Annotated in this window: 22 protein-coding genes; 19 read left to right on the top strand and 3 right to left on the bottom strand. The window is 30.3% G+C overall.

The features are described 5' to 3' along the window. Nucleotides 1-14: 14 nt before the first annotated feature. From INR60_RS05765 to INR60_RS05745, 5 genes are all read left to right on the top strand, one after another. Nucleotides 15-734 carry a Stp1/IreP family PP2C-type Ser/Thr phosphatase gene (locus INR60_RS05765; RefSeq protein WP_194190527.1) on the top strand — a complete coding sequence of 240 codons (720 nt, stop codon included), beginning with the start codon at nt 15-17 and terminating at the stop codon, nt 732-734. Beyond that, complete coding sequence (gene pknB / locus INR60_RS05760) at nt 731-2,791, top strand: Stk1 family PASTA domain-containing Ser/Thr kinase (protein ID WP_194190526.1); 2,061 nt, start codon at nt 731-733, stop codon at nt 2,789-2,791. Before INR60_RS05765 ends, pknB begins: the two co-directional genes overlap by 4 nt. 251 nt (nt 2,792-3,042) lie before the next feature. Next, on the top strand, nt 3,043-3,906 hold the full coding sequence (gene rsgA, locus INR60_RS05755; protein ID WP_194190525.1) for a ribosome small subunit-dependent GTPase A: 864 nt from the start codon (nt 3,043-3,045) through the stop codon (nt 3,904-3,906). Beyond that, the gene (gene rpe, locus INR60_RS05750; RefSeq protein ID WP_194190524.1) at nt 3,906-4,556 is read left to right on the top strand and encodes a ribulose-phosphate 3-epimerase; all 651 of its coding nucleotides are present in this window, start codon (nt 3,906-3,908) and stop codon (nt 4,554-4,556) included. Before rsgA ends, rpe begins: the two co-directional genes overlap by 1 nt. A gap of 1 nt (nt 4,557) precedes the next feature. Beyond that, on the top strand, nt 4,558-5,193 hold the full coding sequence (locus INR60_RS05745) for a thiamine diphosphokinase (RefSeq protein ID WP_194190523.1): 636 nt from the start codon (nt 4,558-4,560) through the stop codon (nt 5,191-5,193). A 219-nt stretch (nt 5,194-5,412) separates the two neighbouring features. On the opposite strand, the gene rpmB is transcribed toward INR60_RS05745, so the two are convergent. Further along, entirely contained in the window at nt 5,413-5,604 is a 192-nt protein-coding gene (gene rpmB, locus INR60_RS05740; protein WP_002597481.1) for a 50S ribosomal protein L28, read from the bottom strand. Between the two features lie 195 nt (nt 5,605-5,799). Between rpmB and INR60_RS05735 the strand changes: the two genes are divergently transcribed. The 6 genes from INR60_RS05735 (at nt 5,800) to INR60_RS05710 (ending at nt 11,574) form a co-directional block, all read left to right on the top strand. Next, nucleotides 5,800-6,150 carry an Asp23/Gls24 family envelope stress response protein gene (locus INR60_RS05735; protein ID WP_194190522.1) on the top strand — a complete coding sequence of 117 codons (351 nt, stop codon included), beginning with the start codon at nt 5,800-5,802 and terminating at the stop codon, nt 6,148-6,150. Between the two features lie 10 nt (nt 6,151-6,160). Beyond that, nucleotides 6,161-7,798: a fatty acid kinase ATP-binding subunit FakA gene (gene fakA, locus INR60_RS05730; protein WP_194190521.1), complete on the top strand. Its 1,638-nt coding sequence runs from the start codon at nt 6,161-6,163 to the stop codon at nt 7,796-7,798. Nucleotides 7,799-7,868: 70 nt separating this feature from the next. Further along, nucleotides 7,869-9,899 (top strand): ATP-dependent DNA helicase RecG, encoded by a 2,031-nt coding sequence (gene recG, locus INR60_RS05725; RefSeq protein WP_194190520.1) that lies wholly within the window; start codon nt 7,869-7,871, stop codon nt 9,897-9,899. 81 nt (nt 9,900-9,980) lie between these two features. After that, nucleotides 9,981-10,541 (top strand): 16S rRNA (guanine(966)-N(2))-methyltransferase RsmD, encoded by a 561-nt coding sequence (rsmD, locus tag INR60_RS05720; RefSeq protein ID WP_194190519.1) that lies wholly within the window; start codon nt 9,981-9,983, stop codon nt 10,539-10,541. Nucleotide 10,542: 1 nt separating this feature from the next. Beyond that, entirely contained in the window at nt 10,543-11,022 is a 480-nt protein-coding gene (coaD, locus tag INR60_RS05715; protein WP_194190518.1) for a pantetheine-phosphate adenylyltransferase, read from the top strand. Nucleotides 11,023-11,034: 12 nt separating this feature from the next. After that, a complete protein-coding gene (locus INR60_RS05710) occupies nt 11,035-11,574 on the top strand; it encodes an ATPase (protein ID WP_194190517.1) in 540 nt (179 codons plus the stop codon). Here the strand turns inward: INR60_RS05710 and spoVV are convergent. Both spoVV and INR60_RS05700 read right to left on the bottom strand, forming a co-directional pair. Next, complete coding sequence (spoVV, locus tag INR60_RS05705; RefSeq protein WP_194190516.1) at nt 11,557-12,726, bottom strand: dipicolinic acid transporter SpoVV; 1,170 nt, start codon at nt 12,724-12,726, stop codon at nt 11,557-11,559. The genes INR60_RS05710 and spoVV overlap by 18 nt on opposite strands. 44 nt (nt 12,727-12,770) lie before the next feature. Further along, nucleotides 12,771-13,976 carry a nucleotidyltransferase gene (locus INR60_RS05700; protein ID WP_194190515.1) on the bottom strand — a complete coding sequence of 402 codons (1,206 nt, stop codon included), beginning with the start codon at nt 13,974-13,976 and terminating at the stop codon, nt 12,771-12,773. A 213-nt stretch (nt 13,977-14,189) separates the two neighbouring features. Between INR60_RS05700 and pta the strand changes: the two genes are divergently transcribed. The 8 genes from pta to INR60_RS05660 all read left to right on the top strand — a co-directional run bounded on the left by pta (nt 14,190) and on the right by INR60_RS05660 (nt 20,511). Then, on the top strand, nt 14,190-15,191 hold the full coding sequence (pta, locus tag INR60_RS05695; RefSeq protein WP_194190971.1) for a phosphate acetyltransferase: 1,002 nt from the start codon (nt 14,190-14,192) through the stop codon (nt 15,189-15,191). 38 nt (nt 15,192-15,229) lie between these two features. Then, nucleotides 15,230-16,423 carry an acetate/propionate family kinase gene (locus INR60_RS05690; RefSeq protein ID WP_194190514.1) on the top strand — a complete coding sequence of 398 codons (1,194 nt, stop codon included), beginning with the start codon at nt 15,230-15,232 and terminating at the stop codon, nt 16,421-16,423. A 178-nt stretch (nt 16,424-16,601) separates the two neighbouring features. Then, nucleotides 16,602-17,111 carry a YceD family protein gene (locus INR60_RS05685; protein WP_194190513.1) on the top strand — a complete coding sequence of 170 codons (510 nt, stop codon included), beginning with the start codon at nt 16,602-16,604 and terminating at the stop codon, nt 17,109-17,111. Nucleotides 17,112-17,113: 2 nt separating this feature from the next. Beyond that, nucleotides 17,114-17,296, top strand: a complete 183-nt coding sequence (rpmF, locus tag INR60_RS05680; protein ID WP_194190512.1) for a 50S ribosomal protein L32 — start codon at nt 17,114-17,116, stop codon at nt 17,294-17,296. 64 nt (nt 17,297-17,360) lie between these two features. After that, the gene (gene plsX / locus INR60_RS05675) at nt 17,361-18,371 is read left to right on the top strand and encodes a phosphate acyltransferase PlsX (RefSeq protein ID WP_194190511.1); all 1,011 of its coding nucleotides are present in this window, start codon (nt 17,361-17,363) and stop codon (nt 18,369-18,371) included. 78 nt (nt 18,372-18,449) lie between these two features. Continuing rightward, nucleotides 18,450-18,680, top strand: a complete 231-nt coding sequence (acpP, locus tag INR60_RS05670; protein WP_194190510.1) for an acyl carrier protein — start codon at nt 18,450-18,452, stop codon at nt 18,678-18,680. A 108-nt stretch (nt 18,681-18,788) separates the two neighbouring features. Then, nucleotides 18,789-19,487, top strand: coding sequence for a ribonuclease III (gene rnc / locus INR60_RS05665; RefSeq protein WP_194190509.1), 699 nt, complete (start codon nt 18,789-18,791; stop codon nt 19,485-19,487). Continuing rightward, complete coding sequence (locus INR60_RS05660) at nt 19,480-20,511, top strand: elongator complex protein 3 (RefSeq protein WP_194190508.1); 1,032 nt, start codon at nt 19,480-19,482, stop codon at nt 20,509-20,511. Before rnc ends, INR60_RS05660 begins: the two co-directional genes overlap by 8 nt. The last annotated feature ends 138 nt before the right edge of the window (nt 20,512-20,649 follow it).

Below are 20,649 nucleotides of genomic sequence, written 5' to 3'. Positions count from 1 at the left end.
GGAGAAGGTTTAGCATGTTAGGTTTAAGAAGTGACGTAGGATGTAAAAGAAAATTAAACGAAGATTTTTTAGGATATTCTTTAAATGATGAATACTCGTTATATATAGTATGTGACGGTATGGGAGGACATAACGCAGGTGAAGTTGCAAGTGAGCTTGCAGTTAGCGTTATAAAAGATTTTGTTAAAAACAATATCGAAAGTTTAAAGAAAGATGTCTTAAAAAAAGCTATAGAAGAAGCTAATAATAAAATTTGTGAATTCTCTAGCAATAGTGAAATTTTATCTGGTATGGGAACTACAGTAGTTGCAGCTTTAATTTATGAAGATAATATTTTAATTGCAAATGTAGGTGATAGTGTGTGCTTTGGAATAAATAATGAAAAAATTAATAAACTTACAAAGGACCACTCTTTAGTTCAACAGTTAGTAGATGCTGGAACTATTTCAGAAGTTCAAGCTAGAAATCACCCAAACAAAAATATTATAACTAGGGCACTTGGAACTAGCGATGAAGTTGTTGTAGATATTTTTGAATTTAATAAAGGCGAGTATGATAAATATTTATTATGCTCGGATGGATTAACAAATGAAATTTCAGAATATGAAATTTTTGATATACTAAAAGAAGAAAGTGATTATACTGCTTCTTGTGATAAACTTGTAAAACTTGCAAAAGATCACGGAGGCAGAGATAATATAACAGTTATATTGTTTGGAGGAGAGAAAGTATGAATGGGGAAATACTAGGAGGTAGATATGAACTGCTTGAAAAAGTAGGCGAAGGCGGAATGGCTGTTGTCTACAAGGCTAGATGTAATAAGCTTAATAGGTTTGTAGCAGTTAAAATTTTAAAAAGTGAATATAACGATAATGAAGATATAGTTGATAAATTCAAAAAAGAAGCAACAGCTATAGCAACACTTTCAGATAATAACATAGTTAACGTTTTAGATGTTGGTTGTCAAGATAATGTAAACTATATTGTTATGGAATTTGTTGATGGTAAAACATTAAAAGACGTTATAGACGACTTTGGAAAAATGAATTACGATACTGCAATTACTATAGCTGTTCAAGTAGCAAGAGCGTTAGACTGTGCACATAGAAATGGTATTGTTCATAGAGATATTAAACCTCAAAATATCCTTGTGACTGAAAGTGGATTAGTTAAGGTGACTGATTTTGGTATTGCGAAATCTTCAGGTTCTGCAACACTTACAAATACTAGTACAGTTTTAGGTTCAGCTCACTATTTTTCTCCAGAGCAAGCTAAAGGAACTTATATCGACAAGAGAACTGATATATATTCTTTAGGTGTTGTTATGTATGAAATGGTTACAGGGCAAATGCCTTTTAATGCAGATTCACCGGTAACTATAGCTTTAAAACATATTCAAGAACCACCTGTTCCACCTAAGGAATTAAATCCAAAGGTTCCAGAAAGTTTGAATAAGTTAATCTTAAAATGCATGGAGAAAGATCAAAACAAGAGATATCAAGATGCTAAAGATGTGATAGCAGATCTTCAAAAAATCAAAGAAAATCCAGATATTGTTTTAGGGGCAAAAGCTGTAAATGCAGCAACCACTCAACACACAATAGTTATGGATGCTGTAAATGAAGAGGATTATAAAAATAATAATCCTTTAGATGAAGATGATGACTTCTTCGACGATTATGATGAGTATGAAGATGAAGCCGAAGAAGAGGAAGATGTAAAAAAAGACGAGGATGATTACGAAAAAAGAGAAAAAAATAGCATTAAAAAAATTATCATAGGTATAGTTGTTGCTGTAGTTATCTTAGCTGTAGGAGCTGGAGGATTCTTTGCACTTAGCAAAATGAGCAAGCCAAAAGATGTAAAATTACCTAACTTTGTTGGTATGAAAATCGATGACGCTCAAGTAGAAGCTAAAAAATACGATTTAACTTTAGATATTAAAAAAGAAAACAGCGGTAAAGAAGAGGGAACAGTTTTAAATATGGACCCTAAAGCTGGAGATACTGTAAAAGAAGGTAGTACAGTTAAAGTTACTGTAAGTGCTGGTAAGAAAAAGGTTGAAGTTCCAAATGTAGTTGAAGAAAGTCTAGAGGACGCTAAAGCTATACTAAAGAGCAAAGGACTTACAAATATAAGCGTAAGCGAAGAATACAGCAGTTCTTATGGAGCAGGTACTGTTATGAGTCAAAACCCTTCAAAGGGTCAAGAAGTAACAGAAGATACAGATATAACACTAACAGTTAGTAAAGGACCAGAAATCAAAAAGGTTACTGTTCCAAATGTTGTTGGTTCTTCTAAAGATTCAGCTATAGAACAGTTAAATAGTGCTAACTTAAAGGTAAATATTGAAACAGTAGATGCTTCATCAGAAGATCAAGTTGGTAAAGTAACATCTATTAGCCCAGGTGCTGGTGCAACAGTTAATGAAGGAAGCACTGTAACTATAAGAGTTGCAGGAGGAGAATTTGTTTCTGTACCTAGCGTTTCAGGAGAAACTCAAGATGCTGCCACAACAGCTATAAGAAATGTTGGTTTAAATGTTTCAGTTCAAACAAAAGACGTAACAGATGAATCTCAAAATGGTAAAGTTCTAAGCTTTACACCAGGTGCTGGTAGTAAGGTTAAAAAAGGAACAACAGTTACTATTTATGTAGGTAAATATGTAGCACCAACACCACCACCAACACCAGAAGGTGGCGGTGATGGTCAAGGAGACAAAGATAAAGCTAAACCAGATGGCGCAGCAGCTGGTGGAACAAATAACGGTCAAACTCAACCTAAACAATAAACAAAAGGGTGTCTTTTTAGGCACTCTTTTTATTTTATAAAAATTATTTTTTGTATTTTTAGATAAATATAGGTTTTTAATATTAAGGCTTGTCAAATTTCTTTATATGGAGGATTTAAAAGCTATTTTAATTTGGATAAATAAATTAGGATTTAAATTACTTGCAAAAAATTATCAAAAGTGGTTATATTAAAAGAGATAAGAAAAGCTTAACATTAGATAAAAAATTATAATAAAAATTCGGAGGGATTATGAAGGGAAAAATTATTAAAGGAATAGGTGGATTTTATTACATCAAAACTGATGAGGGTGTAATAGAATGTAAAGCACGTGGAAAGTTTAGACACAAATCTTTAAAACCTATGGTTGGAGATAACGTAGAAATTAAAATAGAAAATGGAAAAGGTGTTATTGAAGATATAGAAGAAAGAAATTCTGAACTTTTTAGGCCTACTGTAGCAAACGTTACTCGAGCATTTGTCGTGTTTGCTATGAAAAATCCAGATATAAATTACGACCTTCTAAATAGATTTTTATTACTTTGCGAAAGTAATAATATTGAAGCGATTGTTTGCTTAAATAAAATGGATTTAGTATCAGAAGATGAAAGAAAAGAAATAAAAGAAAAGATAAATGAAATAGGATACGAAGTTTTATTTATAAATGCAAAAGAAGGAATTGGAGTAGAGAGCTTAAAAGAAAGATTAGAAGGAAATGTTACTGTTTTATGTGGACCTTCTGGTGCTGGTAAATCTACTCTTATAAACACTCTTACAAATAGAGAACATATGGAAACTGGTAATGTAAGTGAAAAGATAGGAAGAGGAAAACATACTACAAGGCATAGTGAACTTATAGAAGTAAATGATGGATATATTGTAGATACCCCTGGTTTTTCAACACTTGAAGTGAATTTTATAGAAAAAGAAAATTTAAAGTATTACTTCCCAGATTTCGAAAAATTTAATAATGAGTGTAAGTTTAGAGGATGTATGCATCATAAAGAACCTTCTTGTGCTGTAAAAGATGCAGTAGAAAAAGGGGAAATTAACAAATATAGATATGAGTTTTATTTAAGAACTTTAGAAGAGATAATGAATGGGAGGAAGTATTAATGATTAAGATTGCACCATCAATTTTATCAGCAGATTTTTCAAAACTTGGAGAGGAGATAGAATTACTTCATAAGAGTAATTGTGAATTTATCCATATAGATGTAATGGATGGGATGTTTGTTCCTAATATAACTTTAGGTGCACCTATAGTTAAAGCTTTAAGGAACAAAACTGACAAAGTCTTTGATGTACATCTTATGGTTGAAAATCCAAGTAGATTTATTGATGATTTTGTAGATGCTGGAGCTGATATAATTACAATTCACTACGAGGCTGAAAAGCATATAGATAGAGCTATTTCATACATAAAAAGTAAGGGAGTTAAAGCAGCTATTGCATTAAATCCTGGAACTCCAGTTTGTCTTATTAAAGATTTAATTAAAAAATTAGATATGGTTCTTATAATGAGCGTTAACCCAGGTTTTGGTGGACAAAGCTTTATAGATTATTCTTTAGATAAGGTTAAAGAGGTAGACGCTTTAAGAAAAGAATTTAATAAAGATCTAATTATACAAATAGACGGAGGAGTAGGTTTAGATAACATAAAAACAGTTAGAGAAGCTGGTGTAGATGTTGCTGTTGCAGGTTCAGCTGTTTATAAAGGTCTAAAGGTAATTGAAAACATAAAGGAGCTAAAGGAGAGAGCTTAAAATGAAAGCTATCATAGTTAGTGGGGGAACCCCTCCTAGTAAAGAATTATTAAAATCTTACTTAGAAGAAGGCGATTTTTTAATTGCAGCAGATAGTGGGATGAATTCTCTTTATGATTATAATATTACACCAAACCTTATACTTGGGGATTTCGACTCATCAAAAAAAGAAGCGTTAAACTTTTTTAAAGACAATGGAGTTGAAACTTTAAGTTTTAATAGTGATAAAGATTATACAGATACTCATTTAGCTTATATAAAAGCAAAGGAGAGAGGTATAAAGGATATAATTATGCTTGGTGTAACTGGCACTAGATTAGATCATTCTTTAGGTAATATTGGATTGTTTTTAAATTCTTTAGAAGATGGTATAAATCTAAAGATAATAGACGATAATAACATTATGTATGTAGTAGATAAGAAGTCTACTATAAAAAGGGTTAATGGTAGAGTCCTTTCTTTTCATGCTTTAAGTGACGAGGTAAAAGGTTTTACTATAACTAATGCTAAGTATAAATTAAATAATTACGATATGAAACTATTTGAACCTAGAGCTATTTGTAATGAATTTCTAGATGGAGATGTTACTATAGACTTTAAATCAGGTAAAGTTTTAATAATTTTATCAAAAGATTAGAAAAAGTAGTCACCAATTTCTATTTTGCTGCATATATATAGTAGTAATTAGAAATTGGTTTTTATTTTAGGAGGGAATATGAGAATAGTAGCAATCAAATTACCAAGATGCATTTCAAGAATTATTAGATTTTTTAGAAGAAGTAAGTAATATTATACATAAAGTTGTATAAAACAAAAAAAATGCATAAGCTGACGCTTTGCATTTTTTTTATTTGAACTATATTGCTCTTTCAACCTTACCAGATCTTAAACATCTAGTACAAACGTGAACTCTTTTTGGCGTTCCGTTAACTAAAGCCTTAACTTTTTTTATGTTAGGTGCCCAAGTTCTCTTTGATTGTCTGTGTGAGTGGCTGTACTGTACTCCAGATACTACACCTTTATTACAAATTTCGCATCTTCTTGCCATGTGAAAACACCTCCTTGTTAGTGAAGATAAATCTCTTCAATAGGACAGAATTCATTTTAACATAATAAGTAGCGTATTTGCAAGGGAAAATTTAAAAAATTTATATAAATATTATTATATATGTTAGATAAATCTTGAATTAAAGTCGTAACTAATATAAAATGTATTTATGAAATAAGTTGAGGAGGAATTTAAATGGTAGGATTTTCAAGAGAAAATGGAAAGATTCACTACTCAAATGAAGTTTTAGCTAAGATTGTTGGTTTATCAACAATGGAATGCTATGGGGTAGTAGGTATGGTTTCAAAAAACGCTGCCGAAGGACTTTGGGAATTAATTAGAGTAGAAAACCTTAGCAAAGGAGTAAAGATAGATCTAACTGAGGATGATAAATTAAATATAGAATTATTTGTTATGGTAGAATACGGAACAAAAATATCTGTAATTGCAAATAACATAATTCAAAAAGTAAGATATAATGTTGAAAACTATACTGGATTAAAGGTTGCATCAATTTCAGTAAATGTTCAAGCGGTTAGAGTCTAGGAGGTAAACAATGGAATATAGTATGATAAACGGGCAACATTTTTATAATATGGTAGTTAACGGAAGTAACAGACTTGCAGAGCAAAGCGATTTCGTTAATGCATTAAATGTTTTCCCAGTACCTGATGGAGATACAGGCACAAATATGTCAATGACATTTAAAGCTGCCGTTAAGGAAATCGAAGGAATAAATTCAAAATCAATTGGCGAAGTTTCTAAGAAATTAGCTAAAGGAGCTCTTATGGGAGCTAGAGGTAACTCAGGAGTTATCCTTTCACAAATCCTAAGAGGTATCTCAAAAGGATTACAAGGTAAAGATGAAGTTAATGCAAAGGATTTTACTATAGCTTTAAGAGAAGGTTCAGAGGCTGCATATAAAGCAGTTATGAGACCAACAGAAGGAACTATACTTTCTGTAATTAGAGCTACTGCAGAAGCGGCAGAAGCTTCAAACGCTGAAGATGTTTCAGTTTTGTTAAAAGAAGCAACTGAAGGCGCAAAAGTTATGCTAGATAAAACACCAGACCTTTTACCAGCTTTAAAGAAAGCTAAAGTAGTTGATTCAGGTGGAATGGGGCTTTATATTATCTTAAAAGGTATGCTTGAAGCTTTAGAAGAAGGAATAGTTGCAGAAGTTAAAGATATTGCAATAGGTCAAGGTGGCGGTGCTAACACAGGTGCTAAAGCTACAGCTGATGAAGATATTAAATTTGGTTACTGTACTGAATTTATTATATTAGGAGATGCAGCTAAAGCTAAAGAATTCCAAGGTAAGATTGAATCTTTAGGAGATTCTATGATAGTTGTAGGATACGAAGATGTTATAAAATGTCACATCCACACAAACGATCCTGGAAAAGTTTTATCAAATGCAGTTTTATTTGGAGAATTATCTAAAATTAAAATTGATAATATGAGAGAAGAACATAGAGAACTTCTAATGAACCAACAAGAAGAAGGTGCAGTTGAAGTAACAGAAGAAGCAGAAGCTAAAAAATACGGATTTGTAACAGTTGCTATGGGTAACGGAATTACAAACATATTTAAAGACCTTGGAGTGGACTATGTAATTGAAGGTGGTCAAACTATGAACCCTTCAACTCAAGATATATTAGATTGTATAGATAAAATAAATGCAGAAAATATATTTGTTTTACCTAACAATAAAAATATAATTATGGCTGCAACTCAAGCAAGAGAGATATCTGATAAAAATGTTATAGTTATAGAAACAAAAACTATACCTCAAGGTATAACTTGTTTATCAATGTTTAATAGAGACGCTGATGTAGAAACTAACGAACAAGAATTAAATGAATTAATTGAAATGGTAAAAACAGGTTCAGTAACTTACGCAGTAAGAGATACTGAAATGGATGGAATAGAAATACTTGAAGGTAACATGCTAGGGCTTGTTGAAGGAAAGATAAAAGAAGTTGGAGAAGACAAGTTTGAAGTTGCTAAAAAAGTATTAGATAATATGGTTTCTGATGATAGTGAACTTATTACAATATTCTATGGTGCTGATGTTTCAGAAGAAGAAGCGAACAAGTTTGTTGAAGAAGTTGAAGAAGAACATGAAGATTGTGATGTTCAACTATATAAAGGAGATCAACCTTTATATTACTTCTTAATGTCAGTGGAATAATATCGTTTTTAACATAATATTAAAAAGCACCTAAAGTTTAGGTGCTTTTTATTTTGAAAAGAGGTGAAGTATGAACATATATAGCAGTATAAATCAATTAAAGGGAGTAGGTCCTAAATCTATAGAAAAATTAAATAAAATCGGAATATTTAATATATTAGATCTTTTAGTTTATTTTCCAAGGGATTATGAATTTATAAATGGTAATATTCCTGTTAAAGATATAGAAAGTGAAGAAAAACAAATACTAAGATGTAAGGTAAAGAGAATTAAAGGTGATATGAGAACTAAAACTCGTAAAGTTATAACTACTATAGAGTTTGAGTATTTAGGTCATATTGTAAATGGAAAGTGGTTTAATCAATCTTATATCAAGACTAAGTTTAAAATAGGGGAGGAATATAACCTTTTAGGTAAATTTAAAAAGGTTTCTAATTCATTAGAAGTTACTAACCCTATAATAAGTTCTAATGCAGCTTTGAAAAGTGAAATCATACCTAAATATCCTTTAAAGGGAGATGTAACTAATAACTTTATAGTTAAGCTTGTAGGAGTGGTTTTAGATAATTTTAAAATAAATGAGATATTACCAAAAGACATCTTAGAAAAATTTAATTTAGTAGATTTTGATGAAGCTATTCGTGAAATACATTTTCCAAGTGATAGGCAAAGGTTAGAAAAATCTATCACAAGATTAAAGTTTCAAGAGCTATTTACATACTCAATGAAATTATTGCTTCTTAAAGAACAAAAGAGGCTTAAAAATGGTATAGGTTTTAATTGGACAGATGAACTAAATGATTTAAGAGAGTCTTTGCCATTTGCCCTTACTAATGCACAATCTAAAGTTGTTAGATCTATTTTAAAAGATCAAAAGTCTAGTTATCCTATGAATAGATTAGTACAAGGAGATGTAGGTAGTGGAAAAACAATAGTTGCCCTAATAGCTATCTTTAATGCATATAAAAATGGTTTTCAATCAGCTTTTATGGCACCTACAGAAATACTTGCAACTCAGCACTATTTAGAAGCTAAAAAGATTTTTGAAAACTTTAATATAGATTTAGAACTTTTAACAGGAAGCACTACTAAAAAAGAAAAAGTTAGAATTAAAGATAAGATAAGAGAAGGTAATCCTTTAGTAGTTATAGGAACTCACGCACTTATTCAAGATGATGTTGAATTTTCTAATTTAGGTTTAGTTATTACAGATGAGCAGCATAGATTTGGTGTAGAACAAAGAAGTAAACTTATAAACAAAGGAAAACAAGCTGATACTTTAGTTATGACAGCAACTCCAATTCCAAGAACATTAGCTTTATATGTATATTCTGATTTAGATATTTCAGCTATAGATGAACTTCCACCTGGAAGAAAGAAAATTGACACTAAGTTCTTTTTAGAAGATCAAAGAGATTTAGCTTATAGATTAGCACTAGATGAAATAAATAAGGGAAGGCAAGCTTATATTGTTTGTCCTTTAATTGAAGATAATGAAAAGATGGAACTTAATTCTGTAGAAAATGTTTATGATAATTTAAGTAATGGTATTTTTAAAGGTATCCAAATAGAATATCTTCATGGGAAAATGAAGGCGAAAGAAAAGGATGATATAATAAACAGATTTAAATCTGGAGAAACTAAAGTTGTGATTTCTACTACTGTAATAGAGGTTGGGGTAAACGTGCCTAACGCAACTCTTATGATAGTAGAAAATGCTGAAAGGTTTGGTTTAGCACAGCTTCATCAGCTAAGAGGAAGAGTTGGAAGAGGAGAGTTTGAATCTTATTGTATTTTAATTGCTAAAGCAAAGAGCAATACAACTAAAAAAAGAATGGAAATCCTTTGTGAATCTACAGATGGTTTTTATATATCAGAACAAGATTTAAAACTTAGAGGCTCTGGTGAACTTTTTGGAATAAGGCAAAGTGGTGATGCTGGATTTATATTAGCAGATCTTTATGATGATATGAAAATATTAATTAGTGCAAGAAGTGAAGCTGGTAGAGTATTATCTAGTGAAGACTTTAGAAATAAAAGGCTTGTAGAAGAAATAAAATCTAGCCTTTTAAAGAGTAGTAAATACATTTGCTTTAATTAGAATTAATATATAGTTAATTGTATAAAAACAAGGAATATGATAAAATATTCAATAATAATGTAAATATAGGAGGATGAACCTTTGAGAATTATAGCGGGAAAGGCAAGAGGACGTAAATTATTATCACCAGAAACTTATGAAACAAGACCGACTTTAGATAGAGTTAAAGAGTCTATGTTTAGTGTTATTCAAATGAATGTTCCTGATGCTACAGTAATAGATGTATTTGCAGGTACAGGCAGTTTAGGTTTAGAAGCTGCAAGTAGGGGTGCAAAAGAAGTTCATCTAGTAGATAAAAGTAAGGTTACGTATCCTCTACTAAAGAAGAATGTAGAAAACTTAAAATTCAATGACTTTTGTTATACATATAATAGCGATGCTTATGATGTTTTAAGACTTTTAAATAAAAAAGGTAAAAAGTTTGATTTAGTTTTTATAGATCCACCGTACTGCAGAGAAATGATTCCAGAAGCTTTAAAGATTATTGAAGAAAACAATATGCTTACAGAAGATGGACTTGTAGTAACTAAAATAGATAGTATAGAAGAAATTTACGAAGGATACAAAAGTATAGAGTGTGTTAGAAGTAAGAGATATGGAAACACTACTATCTGCTTGTATAAGATAAAAGGGGGAGAATAATATGAAAGTTGCTGTTTATCCAGGTAGCTTTGACCCCATAACAAATGGACATTTAGATATAATTAAAAGAGGAGCAAAGGTATTTGATAAGATAGTTGTTGCTGTTTTAATTAATATTGATAAAAAAGGTTTATTTACTCCAGATGAGCGAGTTAAACTTATAGAAAAAGCAGTTTGTGATATGGATAATGTTGAAGTTGTAAGTTTTAATGGTCTTTTAATTGATCTTTTAAAAGAGAGAAATTCAAGAGTTGTACTTAAAGGATTAAGAGCTGTTTCGGACTTTGAATATGAAATGCAAATGGCACTTATGAATAATAAATTAGACTCTGAAATAGAAACAGTGTTTATGATGACTGCGGCTGAAAATTCATTTTTAAGTTCATCATCAGTTAAGCAAGTTGCAAAATTTGGAGGAAGTATAGAAGGGTTAGTTCCTGATTGTATAATTGAAGATGTTATAAATCAGGTAAAAAGATAAGGGGGATTATTTATGGAGAAAACAAAAAGTGATACACTTGACTTATTAGAGTATTTACAAGATATAGTGGACAATGCACAAAAGGTTCCTATGACAGGAAAGTCTATGATTGATAAAAGAGAAGTTCTAGAAATTATAGACGACATAATAAATGGTTTACCTGATGAAATAAAAACGGCACAATGGGTTGTTTCAGAAAAAGATAGAATTTTAAGTGAAGCTAAAAAAGAATACGAAAATGTTAAGCTTGAAACAAAAGAACTTATGAGACAAAACGTTGAAAATCATGATTATGTTAGGGAAGCTAAAATACGTGCACAAGAAATAATAGCAGGAGCTAAAAGGGAAGCAAAAGCTATTAGAGTAGGTTCAAGAGACTATGCTGATGAAATTCTAAGCGACTTAGATAGAGAACTTGAAAAGAAAAAAATAGAGCTAATAGAAGCTCTACAAGAAAGTTTTACAAAGGTTGCTCAAGATATAGATGGTACTTTAGAAGGTGCTAGTGGTACTGTTCGTGAAAATATCAGAGAATTAAGAACTATGAAGTAAATTTCTTAATTTAACAATTAAAAATGGAATAATTAAAATAATTAAAGCTACAGGTATTAAATTATAAATACTTGTGGCTTTTTCTAAATTTCCGTTAAAAACTTCTTCTGATATAAAAATGAATTTTGAAAGTGAGTAACTTATAATAAAACTAATGATTCCTTGAATTAATTTACTAAATAAAAGATTTAACGTTTTTATATTATACTTACTTGTAAAAGAAGATGTTTGTGCAATTATTGAAAGTCCAGAAAAAGATAAAAAGAAACTTATAAGTCCAAGTTTTAAATTTATATCAAAATTACTATTAGAAACTATATTACACCCATTAGTCATTTCAATGCTACCTAGAAAAAAACTATAAAGTATATTAGTTTTTATGTTTAAAAAAGATTCTATTGAATTAAATATACTTATAATAAAATTAGAGTTTTTAAAAAAGGAAATGAAAACTGAAAAAGCAACAACGTAACCTGAAACTGTGACTGCGGTTTTAATACTATTATTTATAGATGTATCCATAGCTCGGCCAAAATTAACTTTTCTAAAAATAACTTTTTCTTGCTTTTTATCTTCAAAACTAAAATTTTTAGGTCTTGTAAAAATACCAATCAAAAATAATGATAAATAATTAGAAATCAAAAGAAAATAGCCATAGTTTATATTGTGTAATAAACTTGTACCAACTGCACCTATTATAAAAATAGGACCTGCATTTGAAGCTATTTTTAAAAGTCTATTATATTCTTTGAAAGTAATGTGACCTAAAGAATATAAATCACTTGAGTATTTTGCCCCTAAAGGATACCCGCAAAGCATACTAGCTGCAATTGGAAAAGCACATGCTCTACTTAAGCCTAAAGGCCTACATACCAAAGGACCAAGTATTCTTGAATATATCTCAATTCCATCATATAAAATTAATAAATTGCATATAACAGAAAAAGTGAAAATAGTAGGAATGATAGATTTAACGCACAGTTTTATTCCTTCAAGACAAGCTAGAAGGGAATTTTCAATATTTAAACTAAAAATTACTATAAGTATAGTTATAAAAATACAAAATATTATATTTTTGTTTATTTTAATATTTGTAAGTAAAATAAAGCCAATAAAAATTAAAATTAAAGATAAAATAAAAATACTATTCATGAAATATCCCTCCATCAATAGTATTTATATGTGCATACTCTATATTAAATTACAAAAGGGCTCTTTAAATAATCTTCATTAGGTGAAATTGATTTATTTAAAATTGAATAAGCTGAAGTACCTAAAAGGTCTAATTTTAATGATTCGTTTTGAATATGTTTAGGAACCTTTGTTATTATTTCTATATCGGAATTATTTTTAATTTCTTTTAGAATTTTTGCACCACATTTATTAAAAGCTAAAACCCTTACATAAGGTTTAAAATTATTTCTTATTTTTTCTATATCATATCTATTAAGTCCTATATAGATAGAAGTTAATATTCTGTTTATTCTTGTAAAAGTATATCTTTTGCTTTTTATATTCATAATAAAATCATAATAAGATTTTGAATTTTTTATTTCTTTTAATATTTTATTTTGAAGACCTTCTGAGAGGTCTGAAATAGTATCAAAAGACTCATTTGAAGTTAAAAGTTTATATTTTATATAATCAAACATCAAGTCATCAAAAGTAAAACTATAGTCTTCTGAAATTAAAGTATTAAAAAATTCAAAGCTTATATCAGTTAAACTGTTTTTTATTTCTTTTAAAGACCCTTTTTCTTTAAGAGAGTTTCTAATAGATGTAGCAGAAGATAATCCTTCGATAGAAAGGGAAGGGTCGTTGTAATTTGAACCTGTTCTCTTAAGGGTAACAGGCTTTATATTACTATTTAATTTATATAATGCTTTAATATATTCAATTCCTAAAATGTTATTAGAATTATTTAAAATATAAGTTAAGTTTTTTAAGTCATCAATGTTTTCTAAAGCATTTTCACGTGCTTTATGAAAAGGCAAACCTGATTTTAAATATTTTTTTAGATTTGCTTTATATAAATCACTTTCAAAAGCTAAATTAAAGGCAAGTTTTTTTAAAGAGGAAATATCGCCGCATTCGCTTCCAAAATAAATTGAATTTACTACGTTTATATCATTTAAGATTTTAACGGCTCCAAAAGCAAAAGTTTCTGCCGATGCTAAAGAATATATTAGGGGTAATTCAATTACAAGGTCAACACCGTTTAAAACTGCATTTTTAGCTCTGTTCCATTTATCAATAATTGCAGGACCGCCTCGTTGCATAAAGTTACCACTCATTATGCATATAACTCCATCAGAATTTGTATCTTTTATGCTATTTTCTAGGTGTAATTTATGACCTTTATGAAAAGGATTATATTCAGTTATTATACCGGTTATATTCAAGGTAAAAACCTCCTATTAATTATAATTTATAAGTATATCATATATAAAAAAACATGTATACAAATATAAATTATCAGAATATTTAAAGTATTTGGAATCTATCGAATTTAATAATATAGGTCATTTTTAAGGAATTAAGGTTGAAAAAAATCAGTGTTTAGAGGTATAGTATATATGGAGATACATTTGGTCTTTTTGAAAGGAGAAATGAACATGGAACTTATGAACAAAATATGGGAAGCTGCTAAAGCTGACAAAAGAAAAATCGTTTTACCAGAAGGTGACGAGGAGAGAACAGTAGTAGCTGCCAAAAAAATTGTAGATGAAGGTATAGCTCTACCTATATTAGTAGGGAATAGAGATAGTATATTAAGTCAAGCAAAAGCACAAGGTGTTGATTTAGAGGGAGTAGAGATAATAGATCCAGAAACTTCACCAAAACTTGATGAATACATAGAAGCTTTCTATGAGTTAAGAAAAAGCAAAGGGATGACAATAGAAAAAGCTGACAAAATCGTTAGAGACCCACTTTATTTTGGAACAATGATGGTTAAATTAGACCATGCTGATGGATTAGTATCAGGTGCAGTTCATACAACTGGAGATCTTTTAAGACCGGGATTACAAATAATAAAAACAGCACCAGGAGTTTCTGTAGTATCAAGCTTCTTTATAATGCTTGTACCAGGATCACAATACGGTGAAGATGGAATGTTATTATTCTCAGATTGCGCTGTAAATCCAAATCCAAACTCAGATCAATTAGCAGCTATAGCCATAGCTACAGCAGAAACAGCTAAAAATCTTTGTAAGATGGATCCAAAGGTTGCAATGCTTTCATTCTCAACTATGGGAAGTGCAGATCACGAATTAGTTGATAAAGTTAGAAAAGCAACTGAAAAAGCTAAGGAATTAAGACCAGATTTAGATATAGATGGAGAAATTCAATTAGACGCTGCTATAGTTTCTAAAGTAGCATCTCAAAAAGCTCCAAACAGTAAAGTTGCAGGTAGTGCAAACGTACTAGTATTCCCAGATTTACAAGCTGGAAATATAGGATATAAATTAGTTCAAAGATTTGCAAATGCAGAAGCTATAGGACCGGTATGTCAAGGATTTGCAAAACCAATTAATGACCTATCTAGAGGATGTAGTACAGACGATATAGTAAAAGTTGTAGCAATAACAGCAGTTCAAGCTCAAGCACAAAAATAGAATAAACTACGTAGCTTTATAGAAAGAAGGAAATAAACATGAAAATTTTAGTAATTAACTGTGGTAGTTCATCACTGAAATACCAACTTATCGATATGACTAACGAAGAGGCTATAGCCCAAGGTTTAGTTGAGAGAATAGGAATAGAAGGTTCAATCCTTACTCAAAAAGCAGAAGGTAAAGAAAAGTATGTAATTGAGACTCCTATGAAAGACCATCAAGATGCTATTAAACTAGTATTAGGTGCGTTAATTGATGAAACACATGGAGTTATTAAATCAATGGACGAAATATCAGCTGTAGGGCATAGAGTAGTTCACGGTGGAGAAAAATATTCAGAATCTGTTTTAGTTGATGAAGAAGTTATGAAATATTTAGAAGAGTGTGCTAAACTTGCACCACTTCATAACCCACCAAACATAATAGGAATAGAAGCTTGTAAAAAGCTTATGCCAAAGACACCTATGGCAGTAGTGTTTGATACAGCATTCCACGGAACAATGCCAGAGAAAGCTTATATGTATGCTCTTCCATACGAGTTATATGAGAACCATGCTATAAGAAGATATGGATTCCACGGAACGTCACATAAGTTTGTATCAAGAGAAGTCTCTAAAGCACTAGGTAAAAATGTTGAAGATTTAAAAATAATAACTTGTCATTTAGGAAATGGGTCATCATTAACTGCTGTTAAAGGTGGTAAATCTATAGATACATCAATGGGATTCACTCCACTTGAAGGAGTAGTTATGGGAACAAGATCTGGAAGTATAGACCCTGCTATAGCTACATATTTAACAACTGAATGTGGATATAGTGCTGAAGAAGTTAATACTATACTTAACAAAAAATCTGGTGTTCTTGGAGTATCTGAAATCAGTTCAGACTTTAGAGATCTTTTAGATGCTAGAGAAAAAGGTGATAAAAGAGCATCACTTGCGTTAGATGTTTTTGCATATAGCGTTAAAAAACAAATAGGTGCATATATAGCAGCGATGAATGGTGTAGATGTTATAGTATTTACAGCAGGAGTTGGGGAAAACTCTATTCCTATGAGAAAGTTAATCCTAAAAGATATGGATTACTTAGGAATAAAATTAGATGAAGAGAAAAATAACGTTAGAGCGATAGTTACTGAAATCTCAACAGATGACAGTAAAGTTAAAGTATATATTGTACCAACTAACGAAGAATTAATGATTGCTAAAGATACATTAGCATTAATAAAATAGTAAATCCCAATAATTTACTTGACTTTTATCCCTTAGCTTTATATAATAAGTTGTGTTTATTCAGTAAATATTTAAAGTTAAGGGGTGAAAAGAGTCGCTTTCACTCGTGTTTTTTTGTCTTTAAAAGAACTCAGAGTAGTTTTATAGACAATCTATAAAAGAAAGAGGCGTTATTATTATGAAATATAAATTTTCAGACCTTATTTCAAGAAGAGAAAGAACAAAAGAAGTTAACTTTGAATTTGATATGGCACCTTTTCATTTTGAGGGAGAAAAGATGGAGCCTTTATCAAAAGTCGTCGTAAATGGAAATATTGTTTCTAAAAATGATGAAGTTTTAGTTGACTTACATGTACAAACTAAGTTAAAATTAGTTTGTTCAAGATGTCTTGAAACCTTTATCTATCCAATAGATATTGATATAGAAGAAAGGTTTACAAATAGCGAAGAACGTCGAGAAGACGAAGAAGTGGTATTTGTAATTGGCGATGAATTAGATATCGCAGAAATAGTTGAAAGTGAAATAATTTCAACCTTACCGATTAAAAGGCTTTGTACTAACGATTGCAAAGGACTATGCCAAACTTGTGGTAAAAATCTTAACAAGGAATCTTGTACTTGTGACAATGATAACATTGATGTTAGATTAGCAGGACTTAAAGCGTTGTTAGAAAATAAGGAGGTGTAATAATGGGAAATCCAGCAAGAAAAACATATAGAGCAAAAAGAGATTCAAGAAGAGCTCAAACTTTCAAGGCGAGCATACCAGGAATAGTTGAATGTCCACAATGCCACGAAATGAAACTTGCACACAGAGTTTGCAAGAGCTGTGGATACTATAAAGGTAAAGAAGTAGTTGCTTCAGCAGAATAAAAGAAAGTCTTATGACTTTCTTTTCTTTATATCCGGATATATAAATAAGTTAGGGGTGTAGAAAGTGAAGATTGTAATAGATGGAATGGGTGGAGATAATGCACCTAAGGCTGCAATAGAAGGTGCTATTTTAGCTTTAAAGGAATTTAATGATGTACACATGTATATAACAGGTCCTAAGGCTGCAATAGAAGAAGAACTTTCAAAAGCTGAATATGATAAGGAAAGAATAACTGTTATAGATGCTACAGAAGTTATAACAACAAATGAGCATCCAGTTATGGCCCTTAGAAGAAAGAAAGACTCAAGTATTGTAAAAGCTCTAAACTTAGTAAAAAGTGGAGAATGTGATGCTGTTATATCAGGTGGAAGTACAGGAGCGTTTTTAGCTGGATGTACTCTTATAGTAGGTAGGATTAAAGGCATAGAAAGACCAGCCCTTGCGCCTATAATGCCTGGAAGAAGAGGCAATTTTATGGTTATAGATTCAGGTGCAAACGTCGATTGTAAACCAAACTATTTAGTACAATTTGCTAACATGGGAAGCATCTACTATGAAAGTGTATTTAAAAAAGATAAACCTTCTGTTGGACTAGTTAATATAGGTGAAGAAGCAGAAAAAGGTAATGAATTAACAAAAGAAACATACAAATTACTAAATGAAGAAACAAATATAAACTTTATTGGTAATATTGAACCTAGAGAAATTCCAACAGGTGAAACAGATGTTTTAGTATGTGATGGTTTTGTAGGAAATACTGTTTTAAAATTATATGAAGGCGCTGCTATGAATCTACTTGGAATTATAAAAGATCATATAATGGAAGCACCATTTATATCAAAAATAGGAGCAGGACTTTTAAAACCTGTATTTAAAACTTTAAAAGTTAAATTCGATTACAAAGAAGTTGGTGGAGCACCGTTTTTAGGGGTTGATGGTATCTGTATTAAAGCCCATGGAAGCTCAGATGGGAAAGCTTTTAAAAATGCTGTTAAACAAGCTAGAATCTTTAAAGAAGGTAAAGTTATAGACAAAATTAAAGAAAACGTAGAAAACCATAAAAAAAATAAATAATAAATTATTTATTTAGAATATTGACTACGTTTTTAATATATAATATTATCTAAGTGAAGGTATAGGAGGTGAATACAGATGTTTGAAAAAATTCAAGAAATAATTTCAGAAAAATTAAGCATAGATACTGATGAAATTACATTAGAATCTTCATTTATAGATGACCTTAATGCTGATTCATTAGATATAGTTGAACTTATAATGGCATTAGAAGATGAACTAGATATGGAAATTCCAGATGAAGACGTTGAGGGATTTAAGACAGTTGGCGATGTAGTTAGCTACGTAAAAAATCATGTTGAAGAATAGTAAAATCCCGCATATAAGTTGCGGGATTTTTACGTCTAATTTTAGATAGTTTATTCTTGAATTTGTTATTTTAGCAGATTGAAGAATAAACTTAGAGGAGTGTAAAAAATGTATAAACTTAAATTAAGAGAGATTGAGTCAAAGCTTGGCTTAAATTTTACCAATCTAAGTTATTTGAAAGTTGCTCTAACTCATAGTTCGTTTGCAAATCAGCATAAGGACTCAGAGTATAATGAAAGATTAGAATTTTTAGGAGACTCAGTGCTGCAACTTTGTGTAACTGAGTATTTATATAAAAATTATAAAGAGAAATCAGAAGGTGAACTTACAAAGATAAGAAGCCTTATTGTTTGCGAAAACTCATTATATGAAGTAGCGAAAGAAATGAACTTAGGCGAATATATTAGAATGAGTAGAGGTGAAGAACTTACAGGAGGTAGAAATAGAGTCTCAATTCAAGCAGATGCCGTAGAAGCAGTTATTGCAGCCATTTATTTAGATAAAGGCTTTGAATTTACTAGAGATTTTATTTTAAAACACTTCGCATCTATTATGAATAAAGCTATAGATAATAAGATTATCTTAGACTTTAAGACAAAGCTTCAAGAGTATTTACAACAAAACGGTGAGGTTAACATAAACTACGAATTAGTAAAGCATGAAGGTCCACCACATAGAAGAAAATTCTATACAGTTGTTTCAATTAACGATGAAATAATGGGCGAAGGTGAAGGTTACTCAAAGAAAGAAGCAGAGCAAAGAGCTGCTAAAAAAGCTCTCATTAAACTGGAGGTAGTAAATGAGTAAAAACCACTATATAATCCCTATCTTTGTACCTCATGAAGGTTGTCCTCATAATTGCGTTTTTTGCAATCAGGACAGGATAACAGGAGTTAAAGATAGAGTAGATGCTAATAAGGCTGAAGAGATAATTAAAGAGTATTATGAAACTATAGAAAATAAAGATGCTACGATAGAAGTTTCTTTTTTTGGAGGTACTTTTACAGCAATACCAGAAAAAAAGCAAAGAGAATTATTAGAAGTAGCAAAAAAGTATAAAGATAAAGGAATTATAAATAAAATCAGAATGTCTACAAGACCTGATTACATTGATGAATATATTTTATCTTACTTAAAAGAATATTCTGTAGATATAATAGAACTTGGTATTCAATCTCTAGACGATGAAGTTTTAGTAGCAGCAGGAAGAGGGCATTCTAAAGAAGATGCAATGAGAGCATCTAATCTTATAAAAGAATTTGGGATTACTTTAGGACATCAATTAATGCCAGGACTTCCAAAAAGCACAAGTGACAAAGATATTTTAAGTGCAAAAGAATCAATAAAAATGAATCCAGAAATAGTTAGAATATACCCATCTTTAGTAATTAAAGATACTCCTATGGAAATTATGTACAACAGGGGAGAGTATATTCCATATACTTTAGAAGAAGCTGTCTTAGTTAGCTCAGAAGTGTTTAAATTATACGATAAGGCAGGGATTAATGTAATAAGAGTTGGACTTCAGCCAACTGATGCAATTAATGAAGGGTGTGATATTATATCAGGCCCATTCCACCCAGCTTTTAGAGAACTAGTAAGTAGCAATATAACTATTCAAAATATAAAAGGTAGTATTGATAAAAATAGCTCTTATGAATTAATTATTAATGAAAAAGATATAAGTAAGCTTTATGCAAATAAAAAAATGTATTTTAATACTTTAAAAGAAGAAGGTTATAAAGTTAAAGTTATAGTTTCTCCTGAAATAAAGAGAGGTACATTTAAACTTAGTAATAACAAATTTGAAAAAATAATTAGAATATATTAAAGAAAGCGGGGGGAAACCCTCGTTTTCCTTTACCTTTTAGTAAAATTATAATAAACTTTTAATAGAGGTGATAATAGTGAAAAGGAAGACTAGAGAGAAATTACAAGTAGCGATTGCTGTATTTATGGTAATAGCATT

It is taken from the genome of Clostridium chrysemydis, from assembly GCF_015234215.1.
GTDB classification, from domain to species: Bacteria; Bacillota; Clostridia; order Clostridiales; family Clostridiaceae; genus Clostridium; species Clostridium chrysemydis.
The sequence above is the reverse complement of the archived record's forward strand: the minus strand, read 5'-3'. Positions and strand labels throughout refer to the sequence as shown.

Bases quoted from the DNA above. Each gene is read 5' to 3' on its own strand.
- INR60_RS05765 (WP_194190527.1), top strand. From the start codon at position 15: ATGTTAGGTTTAAGAAGTGACGTAGGATGTAAAAGAAAATTAAACGAA.
- pknB (WP_194190526.1), top strand. From the start codon at position 731: ATGAATGGGGAAATACTAGGAGGTAGATATGAACTGCTTGAAAAAGTA.
- rsgA (WP_194190525.1), top strand. From the start codon at position 3,043: ATGAAGGGAAAAATTATTAAAGGAATAGGTGGATTTTATTACATCAAA.
- rpe (WP_194190524.1), top strand. From the start codon at position 3,906: ATGATTAAGATTGCACCATCAATTTTATCAGCAGATTTTTCAAAACTT.
- INR60_RS05745 (WP_194190523.1), top strand. From the start codon at position 4,558: ATGAAAGCTATCATAGTTAGTGGGGGAACCCCTCCTAGTAAAGAATTA.
- rpmB (WP_002597481.1), bottom strand. From the start codon at position 5,604: ATGGCAAGAAGATGCGAAATTTGTAATAAAGGTGTAGTATCTGGAGTA.
- INR60_RS05735 (WP_194190522.1), top strand. From the start codon at position 5,800: ATGGTAGGATTTTCAAGAGAAAATGGAAAGATTCACTACTCAAATGAA.
- fakA (WP_194190521.1), top strand. From the start codon at position 6,161: ATGGAATATAGTATGATAAACGGGCAACATTTTTATAATATGGTAGTT.
- recG (WP_194190520.1), top strand. From the start codon at position 7,869: ATGAACATATATAGCAGTATAAATCAATTAAAGGGAGTAGGTCCTAAA.
- coaD (WP_194190518.1), top strand. From the start codon at position 10,543: ATGAAAGTTGCTGTTTATCCAGGTAGCTTTGACCCCATAACAAATGGA.
- INR60_RS05710 (WP_194190517.1), top strand. From the start codon at position 11,035: ATGGAGAAAACAAAAAGTGATACACTTGACTTATTAGAGTATTTACAA.
- spoVV (WP_194190516.1), bottom strand. From the start codon at position 12,726: ATGAATAGTATTTTTATTTTATCTTTAATTTTAATTTTTATTGGCTTT.
- pta (WP_194190971.1), top strand. From the start codon at position 14,190: ATGGAACTTATGAACAAAATATGGGAAGCTGCTAAAGCTGACAAAAGA.
- INR60_RS05690 (WP_194190514.1), top strand. From the start codon at position 15,230: ATGAAAATTTTAGTAATTAACTGTGGTAGTTCATCACTGAAATACCAA.
- INR60_RS05685 (WP_194190513.1), top strand. From the start codon at position 16,602: ATGAAATATAAATTTTCAGACCTTATTTCAAGAAGAGAAAGAACAAAA.
- rpmF (WP_194190512.1), top strand. From the start codon at position 17,114: ATGGGAAATCCAGCAAGAAAAACATATAGAGCAAAAAGAGATTCAAGA.
- acpP (WP_194190510.1), top strand. From the start codon at position 18,450: ATGTTTGAAAAAATTCAAGAAATAATTTCAGAAAAATTAAGCATAGAT.
- rnc (WP_194190509.1), top strand. From the start codon at position 18,789: ATGTATAAACTTAAATTAAGAGAGATTGAGTCAAAGCTTGGCTTAAAT.
- INR60_RS05660 (WP_194190508.1), top strand. From the start codon at position 19,480: ATGAGTAAAAACCACTATATAATCCCTATCTTTGTACCTCATGAAGGT.